The organism is Alphaproteobacteria bacterium SS10 (assembly GCA_019192455.1).
In the GTDB taxonomy this organism is placed as follows: Bacteria; Pseudomonadota; Alphaproteobacteria; order TMED2; family TMED2; genus TMED2.
Window position 1 is genome coordinate 148,209 of the sequence record JAHCML010000003.1, and the last position, 20,676, is coordinate 168,884.

The window sequence follows — 20,676 nt, forward strand, 5'->3', positions numbered from 1 at the left end:
CCAATGGTGCGCGCGTTGTGAGTGAGACCAAATCCACAATCGATCCAACCCTAAAGCAGAAGGCTGCACAGCTTCGCCCTGATGAGCTGCCGATGACCATGCAGCCTGATCTGGTCGAGGCCATTCTGCGCCATGGCCGTCAGGAAACCATGGCCGCCATGGCATCGCGTAGCGATTTGCCGCCGGTCATGGTGCATGAGATCGCCAAGCATAAATCGCCGCCGATCCGCCTGGCTGTTGCCAAGAACAAATCTGCTGACACGAAGACCCTCATCACCCTGGCCGAGGACAAAGAAGCCAAGATCCGCACGGCGACCGTGCCGGGCTTGGTCGGGCGACTATCTGGCGATGCGGGTAATCGTCCCCTGGCGCAGGATAAGAAGATCATCGATGCCTTGGCTGTCCTTGCTGAGGATGAGTTGGCGGTTGTTCGCCGGGCATTGAGCGCTGAGATCATGGGCCAATCCAAGCCGGTGGGTGAGGTGGTGAATATCCTGGCCCAGGATCTCGACCGTGCGGTGGCTGAGCCAATCCTGACCAGCGCCCCCAATGTGGATGAGAAGCTGCTGAAGCAGGTGGTTGAGCACTACCCACCGCCCTGGGTTTTGAAGGCCATTGCCCAGCGCAAGCAGCTGGGGGCTGGGCTGACCCAAGATATCGTTGAGCATCGGGACGCTGAGACGGCTGGCCTGATCCTCGACAATGATGGCGCCGTCATCAATGACGCGAGCTTCGCGGTCATGGTCGACATGGCGGAAACCCATCAAGAGTTGCAGGAACCGCTGGCCGTACACCCGGCGCTACTGCGTGATGAGGCGATGCGTCTTGCCTATGTGGCGGGGGAGCGGATCCTAATCATGCTGCAAGAGGCCAAGAAAATTGACCCCAAGACAGCCAAGCGTCTGGCCAAGGAGGCGGCGGCTGGTCTCGCAAAGGCGCGGCGGCACGCAACCTATGCCGATGCGGTGGGTGAGGCAAAACGCCTCCATGAGCAGGGGGCGCTCACCGATGATTGGTTGCGCGAGCAGCTAGATCCCGATGATTGGACCGCCATGATCGGCGCACTCGCCTACCGAAGTCAGGTCCATCCGCTGGTCGTAAAACGCATCCTGCAGAGTGATAGTGCGAAGGCTGTCACCGCCCTTACATGGCGCGCAGACTTTGCCATGGCGACCGCTGAGGCCATCTGCGGCAGGGCGATTGGCATGGACGCAAAACGGCGTTTGGCCCCGGCCCGGGACGGCAGTTACCCCATGCGGCCGGAGGAGATGACCTGGTATTTGGAATTCTTCGGGATCGGGAATTCCGCCAATGCGGTTTGAGGGCATCAGAACCGCTTGAAAAGCAATGCTTAACCCTTGCTCTCTTAGGCTTGAACGCGCTACCTAGATGACCGTCTTTTCTTGGCTGTAAGCGGTTGCGCTTTGCTTAAGCGCGTGGGGTGGGATCGGCCGGTTCCCCACTGGCCCTAACATCACCAAATCGATCTGCTTCTGGCTAGTCTGTGGCGCGCTCAAATTGGGCCTTCCCGGCTATATCGCGCGCTTAAAAATCGAAAGGTTTGAGAACTCCCATGGCGCGAAACAAAATAGCCCTGGTCGGTGCTGGCCAGATCGGCGGTACCCTGGCCCTGCTCGCTGGCCTTAAGAATCTCGGTGACGTTACCCTGGTGGACATTGCCGAGGGCGTGCCCCAGGGCAAGGCTCTCGATATTGCTGAAGCCTCCCCGGTTGAGGGTTTCGACAGCGCGATGGCTGGCTCCAATGACTACAGCGCCCTCGCCGGTGCCGATGTGGTGATTGTCACCGCCGGTGTGCCGCGCAAACCAGGGATGAGCCGCGATGACCTAATCGGCATCAATACCGGCATCATCGACCAGGTTGGCGCTGGCATTAAAGAGAACTGCCCGGACGCTTTCGTTATCGTCATCACCAACCCGCTGGATGCGATGGTTGCAGTGATGCAGGAAGCCGTTGGCGGCGACCCGAAGAAGATTTGCGGCATGGCCGGTGTGCTGGATAGCGCCCGTTTCCGCTGGTTCCTGGCAGAAGAGTTTGGCGTCTCCGTTGAAGACGTCACTGCCTTCGTCCTCGGCGGTCACGGCGACACGATGGTGCCGTTGGTCCGCTATTCCACGGTTGCCGGTATTCCACTGCCTGACCTCGTCAAGATGGGTTGGACCACGCAAGAGAAGCTGGATCAGATCGTTCAACGTACCCGCGATGGTGGTGCTGAGATCGTTGGCCTGCTGAAAACCGGCTCCGCTTTCTATGCGCCCGCTTCCTCGGCCATTGCGATGGCTGAGAGCTACCTCCTCGATAAAAAGCGCGTGCTGCCATGTGCGGCACTGCTGACCGGCCAATACGGTGTTGATGGCCTCTATATCGGTGTGCCTGTGGTGATCGGTGAGGGCGGCATTGAGCGCGTCGTTGAGATTGAGTTCAACGCTGATGAGCAAGCCATGTTCGATAAATCGGTCGATGCGGTGAAGGGCCTTAAACAGGCCGTCGCCGATATCCGCGCCAAAGGATGAGTTAAGCGCCGGCCCTAACAAACAGGGGCCGGCGTTTGTTTTTCGTAAGATCTAACCCCGCAATACGCCAAGGGATCAGAGATGAATATTCATGAGTACCAAGCGAAGTCGCTGCTTCGTAAATACGGTGTCGCCGTGCCGGAAGGCGGTGTCGCTTACACCGCTGAGGAAGCGGTGAAGGTCGCCGAGAGCCTGCCCGGCCCAGTCTATGTCGTGAAGGCACAAATCCACGCCGGTGGCCGCGGTAAGGGCGGCGGCGTGGCCGTCGTCAAATCCCATGACGATGTCCGCAGCGAGGCAACCCGGATGATCGGCATGAACCTGATCACCCACCAAACTGGCCCAGAGGGTAAAGAGGTTAGCCGGGTTTATGTTGAGGCTGGTTCCGACATTGCCCGCGAGCTTTACCTCGGAATGCTGGTCGACCGCGCGACGTCACGCGTCACCGTTATGGCCTCAACCGAAGGTGGTATGGAAATCGAGGAGGTTGCTGAAACCAACCCAGAGAAGATCCTCAAAGTTGCCATCGATCCGGTAACCGGCCTACAGCCATTCCACGCGCGCCAACTCGCTTTCGGCCTTGGCCTTGAGGGCAAGCAGGTTTCAAAAGCGGTTCGCTTCATGATGGCCATGTACCAGGCCTTCACCGAGCTGGATTGCGCGATCGTTGAGATCAACCCGCTGGTGGTTACCGGCGACGGCGATGTCATGGCCCTCGATGCCAAGATCAACTTCGACGACAACGCACTGTTCCGTCATCCAGACGTTGAAGAGCTGCGGGATGAAACCGAAGAGAACCCAATTGAGCTGGAAGCCACCAAGCATGAGCTGAACTATGTGAAGCTCGACGGTGCCATCGGCTGCATGGTGAACGGCGCTGGCCTAGCCATGGCGACCATGGACATCATCAAGCTCTACGGTGGTGAGCCTGCCAACTTCCTCGATGTTGGTGGTGGCGCAACCCGTGAGCGGGTGACCACCGCGTTCAAGCTGATCCTCTCCGACCCCAATGTTGAGGGCATCCTGGTCAATATCTTCGGCGGCATTATGCGCTGTGATGTGATTGCCGAGGGCGTCATCGCCGCGGCCAAGGAAGTGTCCTTGCATGTTCCGCTAGTCGTGCGTTTGGAAGGCACCAATGTGGAGCTAGGTAAGAAAATTCTGGCGGAAAGCGGCTTGCCAATTCTGGCTGCTGACAACCTCGCCGATGCTGCTGAAAAAGTCGTCAAGGCCGTGAAGGAGGCCGCTTAATCATGGCCGTACTCGTTAATTCAGAGACCAAAGTCATCTGCCAGGGCTTCACCGGCGCCCAGGGCACCTTCCACTCAGAGCAGGCCATCGCCTATGGCACCAAGATGGTTGGCGGCGTGACCCCTGGTAAGGGCGGCACCAAGCATTTGGACCTGCCTGTGTTCAACACCGTTGCCGACGCGAAAGCTGAGACCGGCTGCGATGCGACCGTGATCTATGTCCCGCCACCATTTGCGGCTGATGCGATCTTGGAAGCAATCGACGCTGAGATTGAGCTCGCGGTCTGCATCACTGAGGGCATTCCAGTGATGGACATGATCAAGGTGAAGCGGGCTCTAGACGGCTCGAACACCCGTCTGATCGGCCCGAACTGCCCAGGTGTTATCACCCCGGGTGAGTGCAAGATCGGCATCATGCCCGGTCACATTCACCAGCCCGGTAAGATCGGCATCGTGTCGCGTTCCGGCACCCTGACCTATGAAGCGGTGGCGCAAACCACGGCGGCTGGTCTTGGTCAATCCACCTGTATTGGTATTGGCGGTGACCCAGTTAATGGCACCAACTTTACCGATGCTTTGCAAATGTTCCTGGATGATGACCAGACCGAAGGCATCGTGATGATCGGTGAAATCGGTGGCACGGCAGAGGAAGAGGCCTGCGAATTCTACGCAGCCCAACCAAACCGTAAGCCAATCATCGGCTTCATCGCTGGTACCACGGCCCCTCCAGGTAAGCGCATGGGCCATGCCGGTGCGATCATTACCGGCGGTAAGGGCACGGCAGAGGCCAAGATGGAAGCAATGGAAAAGGCTGGTTTTCTCGTCTCGAAATCACCAGCTGCACTAGGTACCACCATGGTTGAGGCCATGGGTGCCTAATTGGGCGCCTCGGGCGACCTAAAACATGGCCTGAAAGGGCGGCGATTAACGCATTCGCTTGTCACCGCCGCCCCTTCGGAACACTATAACGGCCCAGCTAATGGGCAAGTAACACGTGGGAATATTGCCTCCATGCGGTTTGGGGGCAGGGGAGAATAAGCAGTGAACCAGACAACCCGGCTGCCCTATGGCGCCGATCAGTTGAGCTTCCTCACCGGCGCGAATGCCGATTTCATCGCCAATATCTATCAGCGTTATTTGAGTGACCCTCAATCCGTTGACGATAGCTGGGCCGAGTTTTTCGCCCAGTTGAATGAGGATGGGCGGGCACTGCTAGACGAGATGCAAGGCGCCAGTTGGCGCGATGAACGCATCGCTAATCAAATCAATGATCCCTATGACACCCTGCCAGATTTCGCCGCTGAAGCTGGTGAGCTAGCCGCCGCATCGGCCGCGATGGCCGAGGTTTCGACCAGCAGCACCAGCGTCCGCCAGGCCGTGCTTGATAGCCTGCGTGCCATCATGCTGATCCGCGCCTATCGTGTACGCGGGCATTTGGAAGCTGACCTCGATCCCCTAGGCATTGCCGAGAAAGAGCCGCATCCAGAGCTAGATCCAAAAAGCTACGGCTTCACCGATGACGATATGGATCGCCAGATCTATCTCGACCATGTTCTGGGACTTGAATACGCCACCATGCGTGAAGTCCATGCGGTGCTGCAGCGGACCTATTGTGGTCGCATCGGTGTTGAGTTCATCCATATCCAAGACCCAGCCCAGAAAGCCTGGCTGCAAGAGCGGATTGAGGGCGCGCAGAACAAAACCGACTTCACCGAGCGGGGTAAGAAGGCAATCTATGAACGCCTAATGGCGGCAGAGGCCTTCGAGAAGTTCCTGCAGATTAAGTATACCGGCACCAAGCGCTTCGGCCTTGAGGGCGGTGAAGCCATGATCCCGGCGGTTGAGCAGATCATGAAGCGCGGCGGTCAGCTGGGCTTGAAAGAGATTGTGATCGGAATGGCCCACCGTGGCCGACTGAACATGCTCACCAATATGATGGGCAAGCCATTCACCGCCGTGTTCTCCGAATTCCAGGGCAATTCAGCCCACCCTGAGGATGTGCAAGGTTCCGGTGATGTGAAGTACCACCTCGGTACCTCCTCCGACCGCGACTTTGACGGCAACAACATTCACCTATCCCTGACCGCCAACCCCTCACACCTTGAGGCGGTAAACCCGGTTGTTCTGGGTAAGGTGCGGGCCAAGCAGGAACAGCGCGGCGACGACACGCGCACCCAGGTCATGGGCTTCCTGGTCCATGGTGATGCTGCCTTTGCCGGTCAGGGTACGGCGACCGAGACGATGGCGATCTCGGACCTAAAGGGCTACCGGACCGGCGGTTGCTTGCACTTTGTGATCAACAACCAGATCGGCTTTACCACCAATCCGAACTTCTCTCGCGTTGGGCCACACCCAACCGATGTCGCGTTGATGCTGCAATGCCCGATCTTCCACGTGAATGGTGATGATGCCGAGGCGGTCACCCATGTGGCACGGATGGCGATCGAATTCCGTCAGGAATTCGGCAAAGACGTGATTATCGATATGGTCTGCTATCGCCGTCATGGCCACAATGAGGGTGATGAGCCGAGCTTTACCCAGCCGCTCATGTACAAGACCATCGCCGACCACCCAACCACTCGCGAACTGTATGCCAAGCAATTGGCCGATGAGGGCGTGCAGACGGCGGATGACTCAGAGAAGGTGATGCAGGCCTTCATGGATGACCTGCAACGCGATTTCGATGCGGCTGCCAACTACAAGGTCAATAAGGCCGATTGGTTGGAAGGCAAGTGGACCGGTATGACCACCGCGCCATCGGATGAGCGCAAGGGTACCACCGCCGTTCCAGCGAATAAGCTTAAGAAGATCGGCAAGGTGTTGAGCACCCTTCCCGATGGCTTCAAGGCGCACTCTAAGATTACCCGCCAGATGAAGGCGAAAGCCAAGATGCTGGATGAGGGCCAGTCAATTGACTGGGCAACCGCAGAGGCTCTGGCCTTTGGCACCCTAGTGGATGAGGGCTACTTTGTCCGACTATCGGGCCAAGATAGTGGTCGCGGTACCTTCTCACAGCGCCATGCGGTGCTGCGTGACCAGTCGACGGAAGAGCGTTACCTACCGCTGCTGAACATCCGGGACGGGCAGGGCCATTTCGAGGTGATCGACAGCCCACTTTCCGAATTCGCCGTGCTTGGCTTTGAGTATGGCTACTCGCTCGCCGAGCCGAATGCCCTCAATCTGTGGGAAGCGCAGTTCGGTGACTTCGTGAATGGCGCGCAGGTGATGATCGACCAGTTCATCACCTCAGCTGAGGCGAAGTGGCTGCGGATGTCAGGTCTGACGATGCTGCTGCCCCATGGTTATGAGGGCAACGGTCCGGAGCACTCCTCCGCCCGTCCAGAACGCTTCCTGGCCGCTTGTGCTGAAGACAACATCCAGGTTGTGAACTGTACGACCCCGGCGAACTACTTCCACGTGTTGCGTCGTCAGGTGCACCGCGCGTTCCGGAAGCCGCTGATCATTTTCACGCCAAAATCGCTGTTGCGCCATAAGGCCTGCGTGTCGCCATTGACCATGTTCAGCGCGAAGGAAACGTTCCACCGGGTCCTCTATGAAGACAATAAGGACCTGGCGGCCGATAAGAAGATCGATCAGGTCGTGCTGTGCTGGGGTAAGGTCTATTACGAACTGGCTGAAGAGCGCGATAAGCGCGGGGCCCACAACGTCCATATCCTGCGGATGGAGCAGCTCTACCCTTGGCCGATCAACTCCTTGAAAGAGCAGCTGGGCCGGTTCCCGAACGCCAAGATGGTTTGGTGTCAGGAAGAGCCTAAGAATATGGGCCCTTGGTACTTTGTTGATCGCCGCCTCGAGGATGTCTTGGTTGAGATCGGGCATAAGAACACCCGTGTTCGCTATGCCGGTCGTCCAGAGGCCGCGTCCCCGGCGACCGGTCTGCTCAAGCGCCACAACACAGAACAAGCGGCGCTGATCAATGAGGCCCTTACCATCGAGAAGTAACCCGGTTAAAACCCTTAACCACCTACCTGGTCGGGCCGTTCGTGCCCGACCGCATCAACGCTAGTCAAACGAGCAACAGGCAGTCCCAAAGCTATGGATATCGTCGTTCCTACCCTCGGTGAATCAGTCACCGAAGCCACCGTCGCCCAATGGTTGAAAAAAGCCGGTGAGGCAGTCGAGCGGGATGAGCCGCTGGTCGAGCTCGAGACCGATAAAGTCACCGTTGAGGTGAATGCCCCAGAAGCGGGTGTGCTCGAAGAGATCCTCGCCGATGAGGGTGCCGAGGTTGAGGTTGGCGCCCTGATCGCCAAGCTTGGTGCAGGTTCCGGCGCGCCGGCCAAACCAGCGGCCAAGGAAGAGAAGAAGGCGGAGCCAAAGGCAGAGGCACCAAAGCCTGCCGCCGCACCGGCACCAGCACCCGCTGCACCGGCCAAGTCTTCAGCTGCCAATATGAGCTACCCGCTCGCCCCTGCGGTTCGGAAGCTGGTTGAAGAAAACAATCTGGATGCCTCAAAAATCCCGGCTACTGGCAAAGATGGTCGCCTGACCAAGGCCGATGTCCTGGCCTTTATGAAGGGTGGTGCCGCCGCACGCCCGGCAGCGAAGGCGCCGGTGCCAACCGGCCCACGGCCACGCGCTGATCGGGAAGAGCGGGTGCGCATGACCCGCCTGCGTCAGCGTATCGCCGAGCGTCTGAAGGATGCCCAGAACACCGCTGCCATGCTGACCACCTTTAACGAGGTGGATATGACCAACATGATGGCCGCGCGCTCTGAGTATAAAGAGCTGTTTGAGAAGAAGTTCGGTGTTCGCCTTGGTTTCATGTCCTTCTTCGTGAAGGCTGCCGTTGTGGCGCTGAAAGAGTTCCCAGCTGTCAACGCTGAGATCGAGGGCGACGATATCGTTTATAAAGATTACTACGATATCGGCGTTGCCGTCTCGACCCCGAACGGCCTTGTCGTGCCGGTTGTCCGTGATTGCGACGAGAAGAACTTCGCCGATATTGAGGCTTCCATCAACGACATGGGTAAGCGCGCCCGTGATGGTAAGCTCGGCCTCGATGAGATGTCTGGCGGCACCTTCTCAATCACCAATGGCGGTGTGTTCGGCTCACTGATGTCGACGCCAATCCTTAACCCACCACAATCTGCCATCCTGGGCATGCATGCGATTAAGCAGCGGCCAATGGTTGTTGATGGCGAGGTGAAGGCCCGGCCGATGATGTATCTGGCGCTGTCCTATGATCACCGGATCATTGATGGCCGCGAGGCTGTGTCCTTCTTGGTGCGCATCAAGGACTGCATTGAGGATCCACGCCGCGTTCTGCTTGAGCTGTAACGCGCAATATAGTATGCCATCGGCACCGCATTCCTGACGGTGTTGTTGGCAGTACACAGGGTGCCGGTCGAAATCATCGCGCCGCACATGAGAAGCCGCATCAGGCGTTGAGCCGGTGCGGCTTTTGCATTATGCAACGCCCACATGTGAGGCTCTGCAAGAAAGGTCCCCCTCCCAATGGCTATCGTCCAAGTTCTCTCCCTGACCGGCTATAACGGTTTCTCCTCTGACCCGCTGGGTTTCCAATCGGTCGATGGGGATATCGCATCCTTCACGCCTGATTTGGTGTCCCTGTTCAGCCCAACCACCGGCACGTTCAACATTATCGGTACCGGTATCGGTGGTAATGTCAATGGCGATCCATTGGCGCTAACTGGCACGGTGACCGGCATCACCAGCTTTGACGTTGGTGGCAACGGCATCCTTTCCGTCACTGGAACAGCGGTCCCGTTCTCCCAGGTCATGCTGCAGACCGATTTCGACACTGATCCCAATGCTGGCCAGGACCTGGCCCGGACCTTCTTTGCGGGTGCCGATAACTTCACCGGCTCAAACGGTGGCAATGACATCATTCTAACCTTTGACGGCAATGACTTCGTTGCTGGCCTGGCGGGTAATGACCTGATTTATGGCAACAGGAATGATGATCAGCTGTTCGGTGGCCTCGACAACGACACCATCTTCGGCGGTCAGCAGAATGATTTCCTCGCTGGTGAGCAGGGCAATGATGTCCTCTACGGCAACTTCGATAGCGATGTGCTGTTGGGCGGCGACGGCGATGACACGATCTTTGCCGGTCAAGGCGATGACAATGTGAACGCCGAAGCGGGTAACGACTTCCTCGCTGGTAACCGAGGTAATGACACCCTGGCTGGCGGTTCCGGCGCTGATGAGTTCCGGTTCAACTTCGCCCTTGGCCAAGGTGCCAATGTGATCAGCGACTTCACCGCCGGTGAGGACCGCATCACCGTTGTGAACACCGCGATTGGCGGTGTTGCGGCGGCGTTTGATGCTGGCGCTAACGCCACGCTCATCCGTTCCGATGTGGCATTTGACCAGGGTCAGTTCCTGCGTCAGCCCGATGGCTCTGTCCTGTTTGAATCCGCTGGTACCTTCCAGAACACGGTGGTGATCGTGGGCGGTGACTTCACCGGCCTGATCGGTGACAGCATCCTGTTCACGTAATCAGGCAAATTCAGCCTGATTTCGGCGGTTTAAGTCGCCGTAAACCCTTGCTGTTATTAGCTGGGCGGGATATCCAAGTGGCCCGCCCGCGCGCTGGTTCTCAGCGCGCTTGGCTATGCCTTGAACCAGCTTCGCATCCATCCGAGGGTTAGTCCGTTATGTCTGAGCAGTTTGACGTCATCATTATTGGTAGCGGCCCCGGTGGCTATGTTTGCGCCATTCGTTGTGCCCAACTTGGCTTGAAGACCGCTTGCGTTGAGAAGCGCGACACCCTCGGCGGTACCTGCCTCAATGTTGGCTGCATCCCGTCCAAGGCGATGCTGGCAGCGTCTGAGAATTATGAGGCTGCGGGCCACCACTTTGCTGAGATGGGCATTAAGACCAGCGGTGTTCAGCTCGACCTTAAAACCATGATGGGTCACAAGCACAAGACCGTGGAAGCCAACGTCAAGGGCGTTGAGTTCCTGTTTAAGAAGAACAAGGTCACCTGGCTGAAGGGTGAGGGCACGGTTAAGGATGCCGAAACCGTCGCCGTTAAAGATGCCAAAGGTAAATCCACCACCTACAAGACCAGTGCCGTTGTAATCGCCACCGGCTCTGACGTCGCGTCCCTGCCGGGCATCGATATCGACGAGAAGAAGATTGTGTCCTCTACCGGCGCGCTCGAACTCGCCAAGGTGCCAAAGCATCTTGTGGTTATCGGCGGCGGCTATATCGGTCTTGAGATGGGCACGGTTTGGCGTCGTCTGGGTTCTGAGGTCACCGTGGTTGAGTATCTCGACCGCGCGCTACCTGGCATGGATGGTGAGATCTCAAAAGAGGCGAAAAAGATCCTCGAGAAGCAAGGCATCAAGTTCAAACTATCGACCAAGGTCACGGGCGTTAAGAACACCAAGGCCGGCGTTGATGTTACCGTTGAGCCAGCTGCTGGCGGTGATGGTGAAACCATTAAGGCCAATGTGGTCCTGGTTGCCGTTGGCCGTAAGCCGCACACTGACAAACTCGGCCTTGATAAGGCTGGTGTGAAGATGGATGAGCGCGGCCGGGTGGAGATCAATGAACATTTCGAAACCTCTGTCCCAGGCATCTATGCCATTGGCGATGTGGTGATTGGGCCGATGCTAGCCCACAAAGCGGAAGAGGAAGGCGTCGCCGTTGCTGAAATCCTCGGCGGCGAGAGCGGCCATGTGAATTACGATGTGATCCCCGGTGTCGTCTATACCTGGCCAGAGGTGGCGCAGGTTGGCCAAACTGAAGAGCAGCTGAAAGACGCGGGCGTGAAGTATAAGAAGGGCAAGTTCCCCTTCTCAGCTAATGGACGTGCGCGGGCGATGGGTGAAACCGACGGCTTCGTCAAAATCCTTGCCGATGCAGAAACCGATCGCGTGTTGGGCGCTCACATCATTGGGCCAGAGGCTGGCACCCTGATTGCCGAGATTGCCACCGCGATGGAATTTGCCGCCTCGTCAGAAGACGTATTCCGCACGTGCCATGCTCACCCAACCCTCAATGAGGTGGTGAAGGAAGCGGCCCTCGCCGTCCATGGTCGTCCAATCCATATGTAAGAAGCCTGGTGGGGCCGCGACTAGGGTACTCACCTAGTCGGCCTCGCCCGTCTTATTGCGCTGAGCCCGCGGATGCGCCTGGGCATAGACTTGGTTCAACCGTTCAAAATCAGCGTCCAGGTAACGCTGGGTTGAGGCCAGACTTGCATGGCCCAGTAGGTCCTGGATCACCCTTAAATCGACATCAGCAGCCAGCAGATGTGTCGCAAAGCTGTGTCGCATGGCGTGGGGCGTAACGCTATCGGGCAGTTGAAGCGTCGCCCTGACTTGCCGCACCATTTTACGGGCGGCATCAGCGCTCAATCGCTTGCCCTTTACGCCGTAGAATAGCGGTGCGGCTGGATCGCTGCCCGCATATGGGCAGGTCTCAAGATAACGCGCCATCGACCCGAGAATGGCCGGAAGTACCGGCACTTGACGATCCTTATCGCCCTTACCGCGAACCCGGATCATGGCGTCAGTTGTACTGGAGGGAAGGTCACCTCTGTTCAGTGAAACCGCCTCGCCAATCCGAAGCCCGGCGCCGTATAGCAAGGCTAAGAGTGCCTTATCCCTTTTACCCACCCAAGGGGCGGTCGCCAGTTCCTCTGCCATATCCAGAATAGCATTGGCATCAGGCGCGCTGACGGGGCGGGGCAGTGGGGCTTTACGCTTAGGCGCCGATAACTGACTAATAGCCGGGTTAAACGCCCGACCCGTGCGGTCGAGCCAGCCAAAGAAACTGCGCAGTGCTGAAAGGTTTCGGGCCCTGGTGGCAGCGGTTGCGCCATCACCAGCGCGGGACGCTAGCCAGGATCGGAAGGCGCTTAACCCGAGGCCGCTTAGGTCTTTTAGGCTAAGCGCGCCGCCGCCGTGATCGGCCATAAACCGCAGGCAATCAAACAGATCTGTTTGGTAGGCTCGGTGGGTGTGATCGGACAGCCGCCGCTCATCACTGAGCCAGCGGCGCCATTCGTCAATAGCCTTGGCGAGGTCAGCCTGAACCGGCAATAGGTCGAGGGTTAGGTCGCCCTCGCTCATCCGTCTTAAACCTGTAGCCAGTGCCGCAATTGCCGCTCAACCACCCGGCCGAGGAATTGCGCCAGCTCAGTGCCCTGGCCTGGATCGAACATCTCCGGTGTCCGACTACCGAGGATTAGCATGCCAACGGGCATGCGCGGGTCGACATCCAGGCGGATCATGGCCTGGCTTTGCACCAGGTCGGACGCCGGGCCAAGCAGGGTTGGATCGCCGCTGACACCGCTATCCAGGCGCACAGTCTTTGCGCCTAACCAAAGATCGACCGTACCGTTCGGCACCACACGAATGCCGGGCTGATTGACCCCTGGCAGTGTTAGATCAGTGCTCTCAACCGCCAAAACCACGGTATCGACGTCGAGAAGGACGGCGAGGTCGGTCGTAATGGTGGTGATGAATTGCTCAAAATTACGGGCATCGAGCAGGAAGAGGATGGCCGAATGCACCCGGTTCTGGGTGTTCATATTGGCCCGGGCATTGGCGATTAAGTCGCCTTGCTCCGCCTTCAGCTCCTCGCCCTCTTTACGCAGGCGATCGACCAGGAACTTCTGGAAGTCGGCAATGCCCTCACCGGTTGGTCGCGCCGGCAGGTTCAGGGCCGATAACAAATCATCATTGGCCTGGAAGAAGTCCGGGTTCGCACGCAGATAGGCACGAACTTGGGCATCGCTTAGCTTCTGATCAGCAACGTCGGAGGCCATGGCTTAGGCAACATCCTTGGCGTTGCCTGGCAGGATGGTCTGGCCCGTTGCGGCCCAATCCTTAACGAAGGCATCCAGACCCTTATCGGTCAGCGGATGCTTATAAAGCTGGCGCAGCACGCCAGGTGGGATGGTGGCGACATCGGCGCCCATCTTGGCGGATTCAGCAACATGGCCGGGGCTGCGGATTGAGGCGACCAGAACCTCAGTGTCGATATTTGGGTAGACCGAATAAATCTCAATGATGTCAGCGATCAGCCCCATGCCGTCCTGGCCGATATCATCAAGGCGACCAACAAAGGGTGAGATGAAGGTGGCGCCGGCCTTGGCAGCTAGCAGCGCCTGGTTCGCCGAGAAGCACAGGGTGACATTCACCATGGTGCCTTCATCGCTCAACGCCTTACAGGTTTTCAAACCAGCCTCAGTCAGCGGCACCTTAACCGCGACGTTATCGGCGATCTTGGCGAGGTGACGCCCCTCAGCCAGCATGGTTTCAAAATCGGTGGCAGCCACTTCGGCGCTAACTGGACCTTCGATGATTTCACAGATCTCAGCGATCCGGGTTTGGAAATCGGCACCACTCTTGGCGATTAGGCTTGGGTTGGTGGTGACACCGTCAACCAGGCCGGTGGTGGCAAGGTCACGGATTTCGTCTAGCTCAGCGGTGTCGATAAAGAACTTCATGGCGGCGGTCCTGTTGGCTGGTTCTTAAGTGCTGGATCAGCGTGTTTTAATGGGGCGCGCCGCATCGTATCTTGGCGCTCAATTTCGGCACCATACAAAAGCCAGCGTCACGTCACCATAGGCGTAATGACCGTTCTCGTGCTATCCGAGGCAAAACCGTGCTTTCATCGCCCCTAACCGGGGATAAACAGCGTATTTATGTCCGTCAGTCCGACAAAAATAGACGATAAGTTAGATCGGCTGGCGGCTGCGGAAGCCGCAGCGGCTGAGGCTTACGGCCCAGGCAGGCGAGTCGCCGTGCTTGTCCCCCTGCCAGTGGGAACCAATACTGGTGGTCGCTATGACTATTGGCTGCCTGACAGTGTGCTAGGGGCGGGTTCCATTGAGGTTGGCACCTATATTGAGGTGCCGGTTGGCAAACGCCTCCTGCCCGCAGTGATTTGGGACCCAACGCCAGAAGCGATGGCTGGCGACGGGAAGGCGCCAAAGTCGGGTAAGAAGCCGCGCAAGATCACCCTAAAGGCGGTTGAGCGCGTCTTTGACCTTCCGGCCATGCCGGCGATCAATCGGGAGATGATCACCTGGATGGCGGGGTACTACGCGGCGGCTGCTGGGTCCGTCGCTAAGATGTTTCTAAATACACCGAGCGCGCTTGAGACACCGCCGCCAACCACGGCTTATGAGTTGGTTGAGACGCTTCCCGCTGATCTGCGGATGACGCCAGCGCGCAAGCGTGTGCTCGCTGCCTTTGCCGAGATGCCGGTGATGACGGGTCGGGAGCTTGCCGATGCTGCGGGCTGCGGTGTTTCCGTGGTTGCGGGTCTGGCCGAGGCTGGTGGATTGCGCGCGGTCAGCCTGCCCAGCCTGCCGCCAAGGGAAGGGCGCCCGGATTTGAGCCTGCCAGGCCCGGTCCTATCCGCCGATCAGGATGCCAGCGCTAAGCGTCTGGTGGCGGAGGTTGAGGATGGCGGTGGTCATATTGCCGTCCTCGACGGGGTTACCGGCGCCGGTAAGACAGAAGTTTATCTTGAGGCCGTTGTTGCGGCACTCGCCAAGGGCCAGCAGGTCTTGGTGCTGCTGCCGGAGATTTCCTTAAGTGCCCAATGGCTAGACCGCTTTGCCCGCCGGTTTGGGGCCACGCCCACGCTTTGGAACTCAGATCTAACCCCGGCGCAACGGCGGGATACTTGGCGCAATGTGGCGCTAAACCGGGTTGATGTGGTGGTCGGTGCACGCTCTGCCCTGTTCCTCCCCTTTTCAAATCTGGGGCTGATCATCGTCGATGAGGAGCATGATGCCTCCTATAAGCAGGATGACCGTGTCGCCTATAACGCCCGGGATATGGCCATTGTTCGCGGCCGTTTAGCGGACCACCCGGTGGTACTCGCCTCGGCCACCCCGTCGATGGAGACGGTGGTGAATATGGCCGAGGATCGGTTTGAGGCGCTTGTCCTGCCAGAGCGGCATGGTACTGCCGAGCTGCCAGATATTCAGCTGGTGGATTTGACCAAAACCCCACCTGAGAAACCGGAGGAGGCCGGTTTTGAAGGGATGGGCCCGGCCTGGCTGGCACCGCCGCTAGTCGATGCAATTGGTGAAACCCTGGCGGCGGGTGAGCAGACCCTGCTGTTCCTAAACCGCCGTGGCTATGCCCCGTTGACCCTTTGTCAGTCCTGTGGCCATCGATGGCGCTGTCCGAACTGTACAGCTTGGTTGGTTGAGCACCGGCTGGCTTACCGCATGCAGTGCCACCATTGCGGATACCAAACGCCCCTGCCGCCCCACTGCCCGGAATGCGGGGCAGAGGACAGCATCATCGCCTGCGGCCCTGGGGTTGAGCGGGTGGCGGAAGAGGTGCAACGCCGTTTCCCAGAGGCACGCATGGGCTTGCTGACCTCTGACAGCCTGACCGGCCCCATGGCGATGCGCGACTTCGTGGCGAAGATCCAGACCAAATCCCTGGACATCATCATCGGCACGCAAATCTTGGCGAAGGGTCACCATTTCCCAGGCTTGACCCTGGTTGGGATCATTGATGCGGATATGGGCCTCGGTGGTGGCGACATCCGCGCACCAGAGCGTAGTTTTCAACTGCTTCAACAGGTTGCAGGCCGTGCCGGACGGGGCGATCGGCCCGGGCGTGTGCTGGTTCAAACCCGACTGCCGAACGAGCCGGTGCTTCAGGCCCTGGTTGCCCAGGATCGTGATGGGTTCATGGAGGCGGTGGAGTCAGATCGCCGCCTGCACGGCATGCCACCCTTTGGGCGTCTGGCCGCCTTGATTATCTCGGATACCGATCCTGGTCGCTTAGACCATGCGGCGGCAATGTTGGCGCGCACCGCGCCGAAGGTTGATGGCGTCATGGTGCTGGGACCCGCGCCCGCAGCACTCGCGATGCTGCGAGGTCGCCATCGACAACGGTTCTTGATTAAGGGGGGGCGCAACGCGGTCCTGGCCCGGTTGATCGAGCCCTGGCTGGCGGCGGTGAAGCTGCCCAGCCAGACCCGGGTACAGATCGATATCGATCCATATTCATTCCTATAGATTAGGTGGCGGCATCAGCTCGCCAGCTTGTCCATCGCCTTGGCGAGCTTGATGTCCAGTTCACTCAAACCCCCGGCGTCATGGGTGGTGAGCGTTACCTCCACCGTCTTATAGACGTTGGACCATTCCGGGTGGTGGTTCAGCTTTTCGGCATGAAGCGCAGCGCTGCTCATGAAGCCCCAAGCCTCAATAAAGTTGCCGAAGGTGAAGGTTTTCTCGATCGCGTCACGACCGTCAACCACACTCCATCCATCAAGCTCTGACAGCATGACGGCCTTCTCAGCTTCGTTTAGCTTCTCAGCCATTTTCTTTTCCTTTTAACGAGTTAGGTGTGTAGGGATCGTTATACTGACGCTAGGCGATGTAGCCCGCGCCACGCGCGATGATCACCGCGATCAGTACCAGCATCTGTGTAACGTTGATAATCACGGAGAGGTGGTGACCTTTGGCAAATTTGACCTTTGCCTCCTCATCACCTTCAAGCTCGGCATCCCGCCAGGCGTTTAGTTTGGGCATCAGGATCTGTTTCACCCAGAGGGTGGAGATCGTTATCGCCCCAATGGCCGCGGCGGCGATTGGGTCGCGGAACAGCAGGAGCGCGCCGATCCCGGAGGCAATGATTAGGTAGGTGTAATAGCCAACGAAGAGGCGGCGCAGGAACTTACCCGCATCGGCACCGGATAGAACCTTGAACACCGTTGGGGCGACAACCGACGGGAAAAAGATCATCGCGCCTAGAAGGCAGCCAAGCGTTAGGTCCAGAAGGACGGTGATCGTTTCATTCATGATGGTGATGCGGGCGATTGCGGCGGGATAACGACTCACCCACCGATATGGTGCCGAAGCGCTGGGAGTAAATCCGCCTCAAACCAAGGATGTTTTTTCAGCCAGGCATTGTTGCGCCAACTTGGATGTGGCGTTGGCCAAAACTTGGGCGCGTAGTCACGCCATGCCGCCACGGTCTCAGTCATATTCCGCTTGCGTGCCTTACCGAGGTAGCGTGCTTGGGCATACTGGCCGATCAGCAAAATGGTTCGGATGTTGGGGAGTGCGGCCAATATCTGATCATGCCAAAGCGGAGCGCATTCCTTTCTGGGGGGTAAGTCAGCGCCGCGATCATCCTGACCGGGAAAGCAGAAGCCCATGGGCATGATGGCCATCTGACCGCTGTCATAGAAACGCTCTTTATCTATGCTCAGCCATTGGCGGAGGCGATCACCGCTCGGGTCGTTCCACGGTATACCGGTTTCATGCACCCTGGTGCCGGGCGCCTGGCCGATGATCAGCAGCTCCGCACTCGGCTGTGCTCGCACCACCGGTCGTGGTTCATGGGGTAGGGGGCTTTCTGCAAGATCTGCACAGTGGCGGCACTTACCGATCCTGGCCAATAGTGAGGCCAGGTCACTCATGCCTGCTTGGCTTCGGTGCCGGTGGCCTGGCCCCAGGCGTCAATCAACTCATCATAGTTACGCGGCTGGCCAGCATAGGTAATGTCGCCAGGCTTGGGATTGAAGCCAGCTTGGGCACTGCTGGTCCAAAGGTGGCCGATGGGGTCGAGCCAGCTGGTGTTATCCAGCGTGCCTGCCTTGATGTTTACGGTATCCCGGGTTGGGCGTTGGTGGAGGATGCGGCTACCGCATTTTGGGCAGAACACGCCCTCAGTGTATGGCGCGTCGGGATCGGTGCGTTCCATCAGCGCGACCTCACCCACCAGCTCAACGGCTGATTTCTAAACCCTTAAGGACATGCCAAACCCGCTCGATGACTGTTTCTGACACTCCGTACAGTGGCAGGCATAAAGCGTTTGGGGCAGGGCATTGACGGTATAGCGGACGGCACCGCATTGGCAGCCACCAGTAAGTGGCAGTGGTGGAACCGTTATCCGTCGCATTATCCGCTTCCTTAGCGATGTCTTGGGTTGGTTTGGGGGCTAGGTCGGGGCCGCCGCGAGATCGAGGAGCTCTTCGACATAATCAGGCACCAGCTCAGAGGCTGGGCCATAACGCGTTTCCGCGAAGAGGGTTGCGCCCTCTGATGGCTCAAGGTTCAGCTCGATCGTATGGGCGCCGGTTTGGCGGGCCTCAGCAACAAAGCCGGCGGCCGGATACACATTGCCTGAAGTGCCGATAGATATGAAAAGGTCAGCATCGGCGAGAGCCATGGCGATCTCTTCCATATGGCGGGGCATCTCGCCGAACCAAACCACATGGGGGCGAAGGCTGCCGACGGTCCCGCAATCCGGGCAAACGTCATCCACGGACAAATCGCCATCATGGGACGTCACGATGGTGCAGTGCTGGCACTCTATCTTGCGCAGCTCACCATGCATGTGCAGCACCTGCTTTGAGCCGCCGCGTTCATGCAGATCATCGACGTTCTGGGTGACCAGCACCACACGGCCGGGCCAATCGGCCTGTAACCGGGCGATGGCGATATGGGCGGCATTTGGCTCAATCTCTGGGTCTTGCAGCGTTTTGCGCCGCATATTGTAGAAATCATGGACCAGCTTTGGGTCCCGCGCGAAAGCGTTCGGTGTCGCTACCTCTTCCACGCTGTATTTGGACCAAACCCCATCGGGATCACGGAAGGTGTCGAGGCCACTCTCTTTTGAGATGCCGGCACCGGTCAGGATAACGATCGTACTATCGTGGGAGAGGTTGGGACGTGCCATATCAACAGGCCATGGATTGCGGGTAACGGGCTAAGGATAGCGGTAAAACGAAAGCAGGCATGATACGCCCAAGAGGCGCACCATGCCCTAGCTTTTTGATCCTGTCATCACCGCAGGACAGCTGCGATGACATGACACCTAGAGGGTCAGCGCACAGGCGGCCAGGCGATTAAGCCGGGCCCATGGCGAGGCCAGCCATTGGCTTTGGAGCTTTGCTGGTTGCCTCTTGCGTTGGGCGATCGCCGCTACGCCAATCGCGCAGGGCACGCCGTAAATGCACTTTACGACGCTTGTCTTCAGCGGGTGTCTCGGTCTTTGGGTTCACCTGATCCAGAATCTCGTCAAGGAGTTTGCTGATCGGGCTCTCCATATGGTCCTTAACAATTTCAGGTAGCGGATCCTTGAAGCTGTTCGGCAGGATCGCCCAGGCAAGCTTGCCCAAACGCTCATTCGCAATGGATAGGCCGACGGTGGCCCAGGCTGTTGCTTCTTTGACGGTCTGCCAGACGGCACTAACCGAGGTTTTGAGCGCGCTTTTGAACTGTTTGAAGGATTTAATCCGGCCGGTTAACAGGCCGCCGATAACACCAAACGGACCCTTTTCAGTAATCCTGGTCGCCGTCCGGTCGATATAGTCGCCTAGATCATCAAGATAGGCGGATAGGAAGCGAGGCTGTCCAGTAAGGTGGTTCCCACCAAGGGCAGTCACAGCAGACATAAGTCTCCCCATATCGCCGGGTGGAAGCTGAGAGAGCCGTACCCGGCATCATGTCGATTGCTGGATGGGTGGGTGCCACCGACCCCCATGATCGGCGGGTGCCCATGATCGGGCTGCTTTTAAATGGCGTTGGCAAATCCCCAATGATTACCAGCGCCTAAGACCCCATCCCCGGTAGGTATCTGGCCGCCACATCATCCGTTCCCCAACTTCTGCTGTGGCCTTTAAACCAGGCACCTGTCTTACCGGATGGTCGGGGTCAGCAGTGTCGATCACTCTCAAACCATCCATCGACATTTTTAGGGTACGGGTGGTTTTTGAAAGTTCTTCAATAATCAATTTACCTAAAATTTTCTGAAAATTCAGGGTGATAGCGTTCGTGATACTGCTTACCTATGGTCCCTGATTGTAATTTCGTGTTTTTGCAGTGTGTTACCTATAAATAAGAAAGATCTGAAAAGCCTAAGTAGCTGAAACGAAAAAAATATTTCGTCAGGCGAAATGACT

18 protein-coding genes are annotated in these 20,676 nt (G+C 58.2%); 9 read left to right on the plus strand and 9 right to left on the minus strand.

Features of this window, described 5'->3' with window-relative positions:
* Positions 1-17 precede the first annotated feature (17 nt).
* The 8 genes from KI792_01170 (at position 18) to KI792_01205 (ending at position 11,834) form a co-directional block, all read left to right on the plus strand.
* Positions 18-1,322, plus strand: a complete 1,305-nt coding sequence (locus KI792_01170; GenBank protein ID MBV6631622.1) for a DUF2336 domain-containing protein — start codon at positions 18-20, stop codon at positions 1,320-1,322.
* A 251-nt stretch (positions 1,323-1,573) separates the two neighbouring features.
* A complete protein-coding gene (gene mdh / locus KI792_01175) occupies positions 1,574-2,533 on the plus strand; it encodes a malate dehydrogenase (GenBank protein ID MBV6631623.1) in 960 nt (319 codons plus the stop codon).
* Positions 2,534-2,614: 81 nt separating this feature from the next.
* A complete protein-coding gene (gene sucC, locus KI792_01180; protein MBV6631624.1) occupies positions 2,615-3,784 on the plus strand; it encodes an ADP-forming succinate--CoA ligase subunit beta in 1,170 nt (389 codons plus the stop codon).
* A gap of 2 nt (positions 3,785-3,786) precedes the next feature.
* Positions 3,787-4,662 (plus strand): succinate--CoA ligase subunit alpha, encoded by an 876-nt coding sequence (sucD, locus tag KI792_01185; protein MBV6631625.1) that lies wholly within the window; start codon positions 3,787-3,789, stop codon positions 4,660-4,662.
* A 201-nt stretch (positions 4,663-4,863) separates the two neighbouring features.
* The gene (locus KI792_01190) at positions 4,864-7,746 is read left to right on the plus strand and encodes a 2-oxoglutarate dehydrogenase E1 component (GenBank protein MBV6631626.1); all 2,883 of its coding nucleotides are present in this window, start codon (positions 4,864-4,866) and stop codon (positions 7,744-7,746) included.
* 93 nt (positions 7,747-7,839) lie between these two features.
* Positions 7,840-9,084, plus strand: a complete 1,245-nt coding sequence (gene odhB, locus KI792_01195; GenBank protein ID MBV6631627.1) for a 2-oxoglutarate dehydrogenase complex dihydrolipoyllysine-residue succinyltransferase — start codon at positions 7,840-7,842, stop codon at positions 9,082-9,084.
* A 177-nt stretch (positions 9,085-9,261) separates the two neighbouring features.
* Entirely contained in the window at positions 9,262-10,269 is a 1,008-nt protein-coding gene (locus KI792_01200) for a hypothetical protein (GenBank protein ID MBV6631628.1), read from the plus strand.
* 158 nt (positions 10,270-10,427) lie between these two features.
* On the plus strand, positions 10,428-11,834 hold the full coding sequence (locus tag KI792_01205; GenBank protein ID MBV6631629.1) for a dihydrolipoyl dehydrogenase: 1,407 nt from the start codon (positions 10,428-10,430) through the stop codon (positions 11,832-11,834).
* A gap of 33 nt (positions 11,835-11,867) precedes the next feature.
* On the opposite strand, the gene KI792_01210 is transcribed toward KI792_01205, so the two are convergent.
* The 3 genes from KI792_01210 to fsa are packed head-to-tail and all read right to left on the minus strand — an operon-like array spanning position 11,868 to position 14,236.
* On the minus strand, positions 11,868-12,854 hold the full coding sequence (locus KI792_01210) for a tyrosine recombinase XerC (protein MBV6631630.1): 987 nt from the start codon (positions 12,852-12,854) through the stop codon (positions 11,868-11,870).
* A 5-nt stretch (positions 12,855-12,859) separates the two neighbouring features.
* Positions 12,860-13,552, minus strand: a complete 693-nt coding sequence (locus KI792_01215; protein MBV6631631.1) for a DUF484 family protein — start codon at positions 13,550-13,552, stop codon at positions 12,860-12,862.
* Between the two features lie 3 nt (positions 13,553-13,555).
* On the minus strand, positions 13,556-14,236 hold the full coding sequence (gene fsa, locus KI792_01220) for a fructose-6-phosphate aldolase (GenBank protein MBV6631632.1): 681 nt from the start codon (positions 14,234-14,236) through the stop codon (positions 13,556-13,558).
* Between the two features lie 198 nt (positions 14,237-14,434).
* Between fsa and KI792_01225 the strand changes: the two genes are divergently transcribed.
* Positions 14,435-16,780 (plus strand): primosomal protein N', encoded by a 2,346-nt coding sequence (locus KI792_01225; protein ID MBV6631633.1) that lies wholly within the window; start codon positions 14,435-14,437, stop codon positions 16,778-16,780.
* Between the two features lie 14 nt (positions 16,781-16,794).
* On the opposite strand, the gene KI792_01230 is transcribed toward KI792_01225, so the two are convergent.
* The 6 genes from KI792_01230 to KI792_01255 form a co-directional block, all read right to left on the minus strand.
* The gene (locus tag KI792_01230) at positions 16,795-17,085 is read right to left on the minus strand and encodes a 4a-hydroxytetrahydrobiopterin dehydratase (GenBank protein ID MBV6631634.1); all 291 of its coding nucleotides are present in this window, start codon (positions 17,083-17,085) and stop codon (positions 16,795-16,797) included.
* 49 nt (positions 17,086-17,134) lie between these two features.
* Positions 17,135-17,605, minus strand: a complete 471-nt coding sequence (locus KI792_01235; GenBank protein MBV6631635.1) for a DUF4149 domain-containing protein — start codon at positions 17,603-17,605, stop codon at positions 17,135-17,137.
* Positions 17,602-18,189 (minus strand): uracil-DNA glycosylase family protein, encoded by a 588-nt coding sequence (locus KI792_01240; protein ID MBV6631636.1) that lies wholly within the window; start codon positions 18,187-18,189, stop codon positions 17,602-17,604. Before KI792_01240 ends, KI792_01235 begins: the two co-directional genes overlap by 4 nt.
* Positions 18,186-18,473, minus strand: a complete 288-nt coding sequence (locus KI792_01245; protein ID MBV6631637.1) for a GFA family protein — start codon at positions 18,471-18,473, stop codon at positions 18,186-18,188. The genes KI792_01240 and KI792_01245 overlap by 4 nt, the downstream gene beginning before the upstream one ends.
* Positions 18,474-18,710: 237 nt before the next feature.
* Positions 18,711-19,451: an NAD-dependent protein deacylase gene (cobB, locus tag KI792_01250; protein MBV6631638.1), complete on the minus strand. Its 741-nt coding sequence runs from the start codon at positions 19,449-19,451 to the stop codon at positions 18,711-18,713.
* Positions 19,452-19,620: 169 nt separating this feature from the next.
* Entirely contained in the window at positions 19,621-20,169 is a 549-nt protein-coding gene (locus tag KI792_01255) for a hypothetical protein (protein ID MBV6631639.1), read from the minus strand.
* Positions 20,170-20,676: the final 507 nt, after the last annotated feature.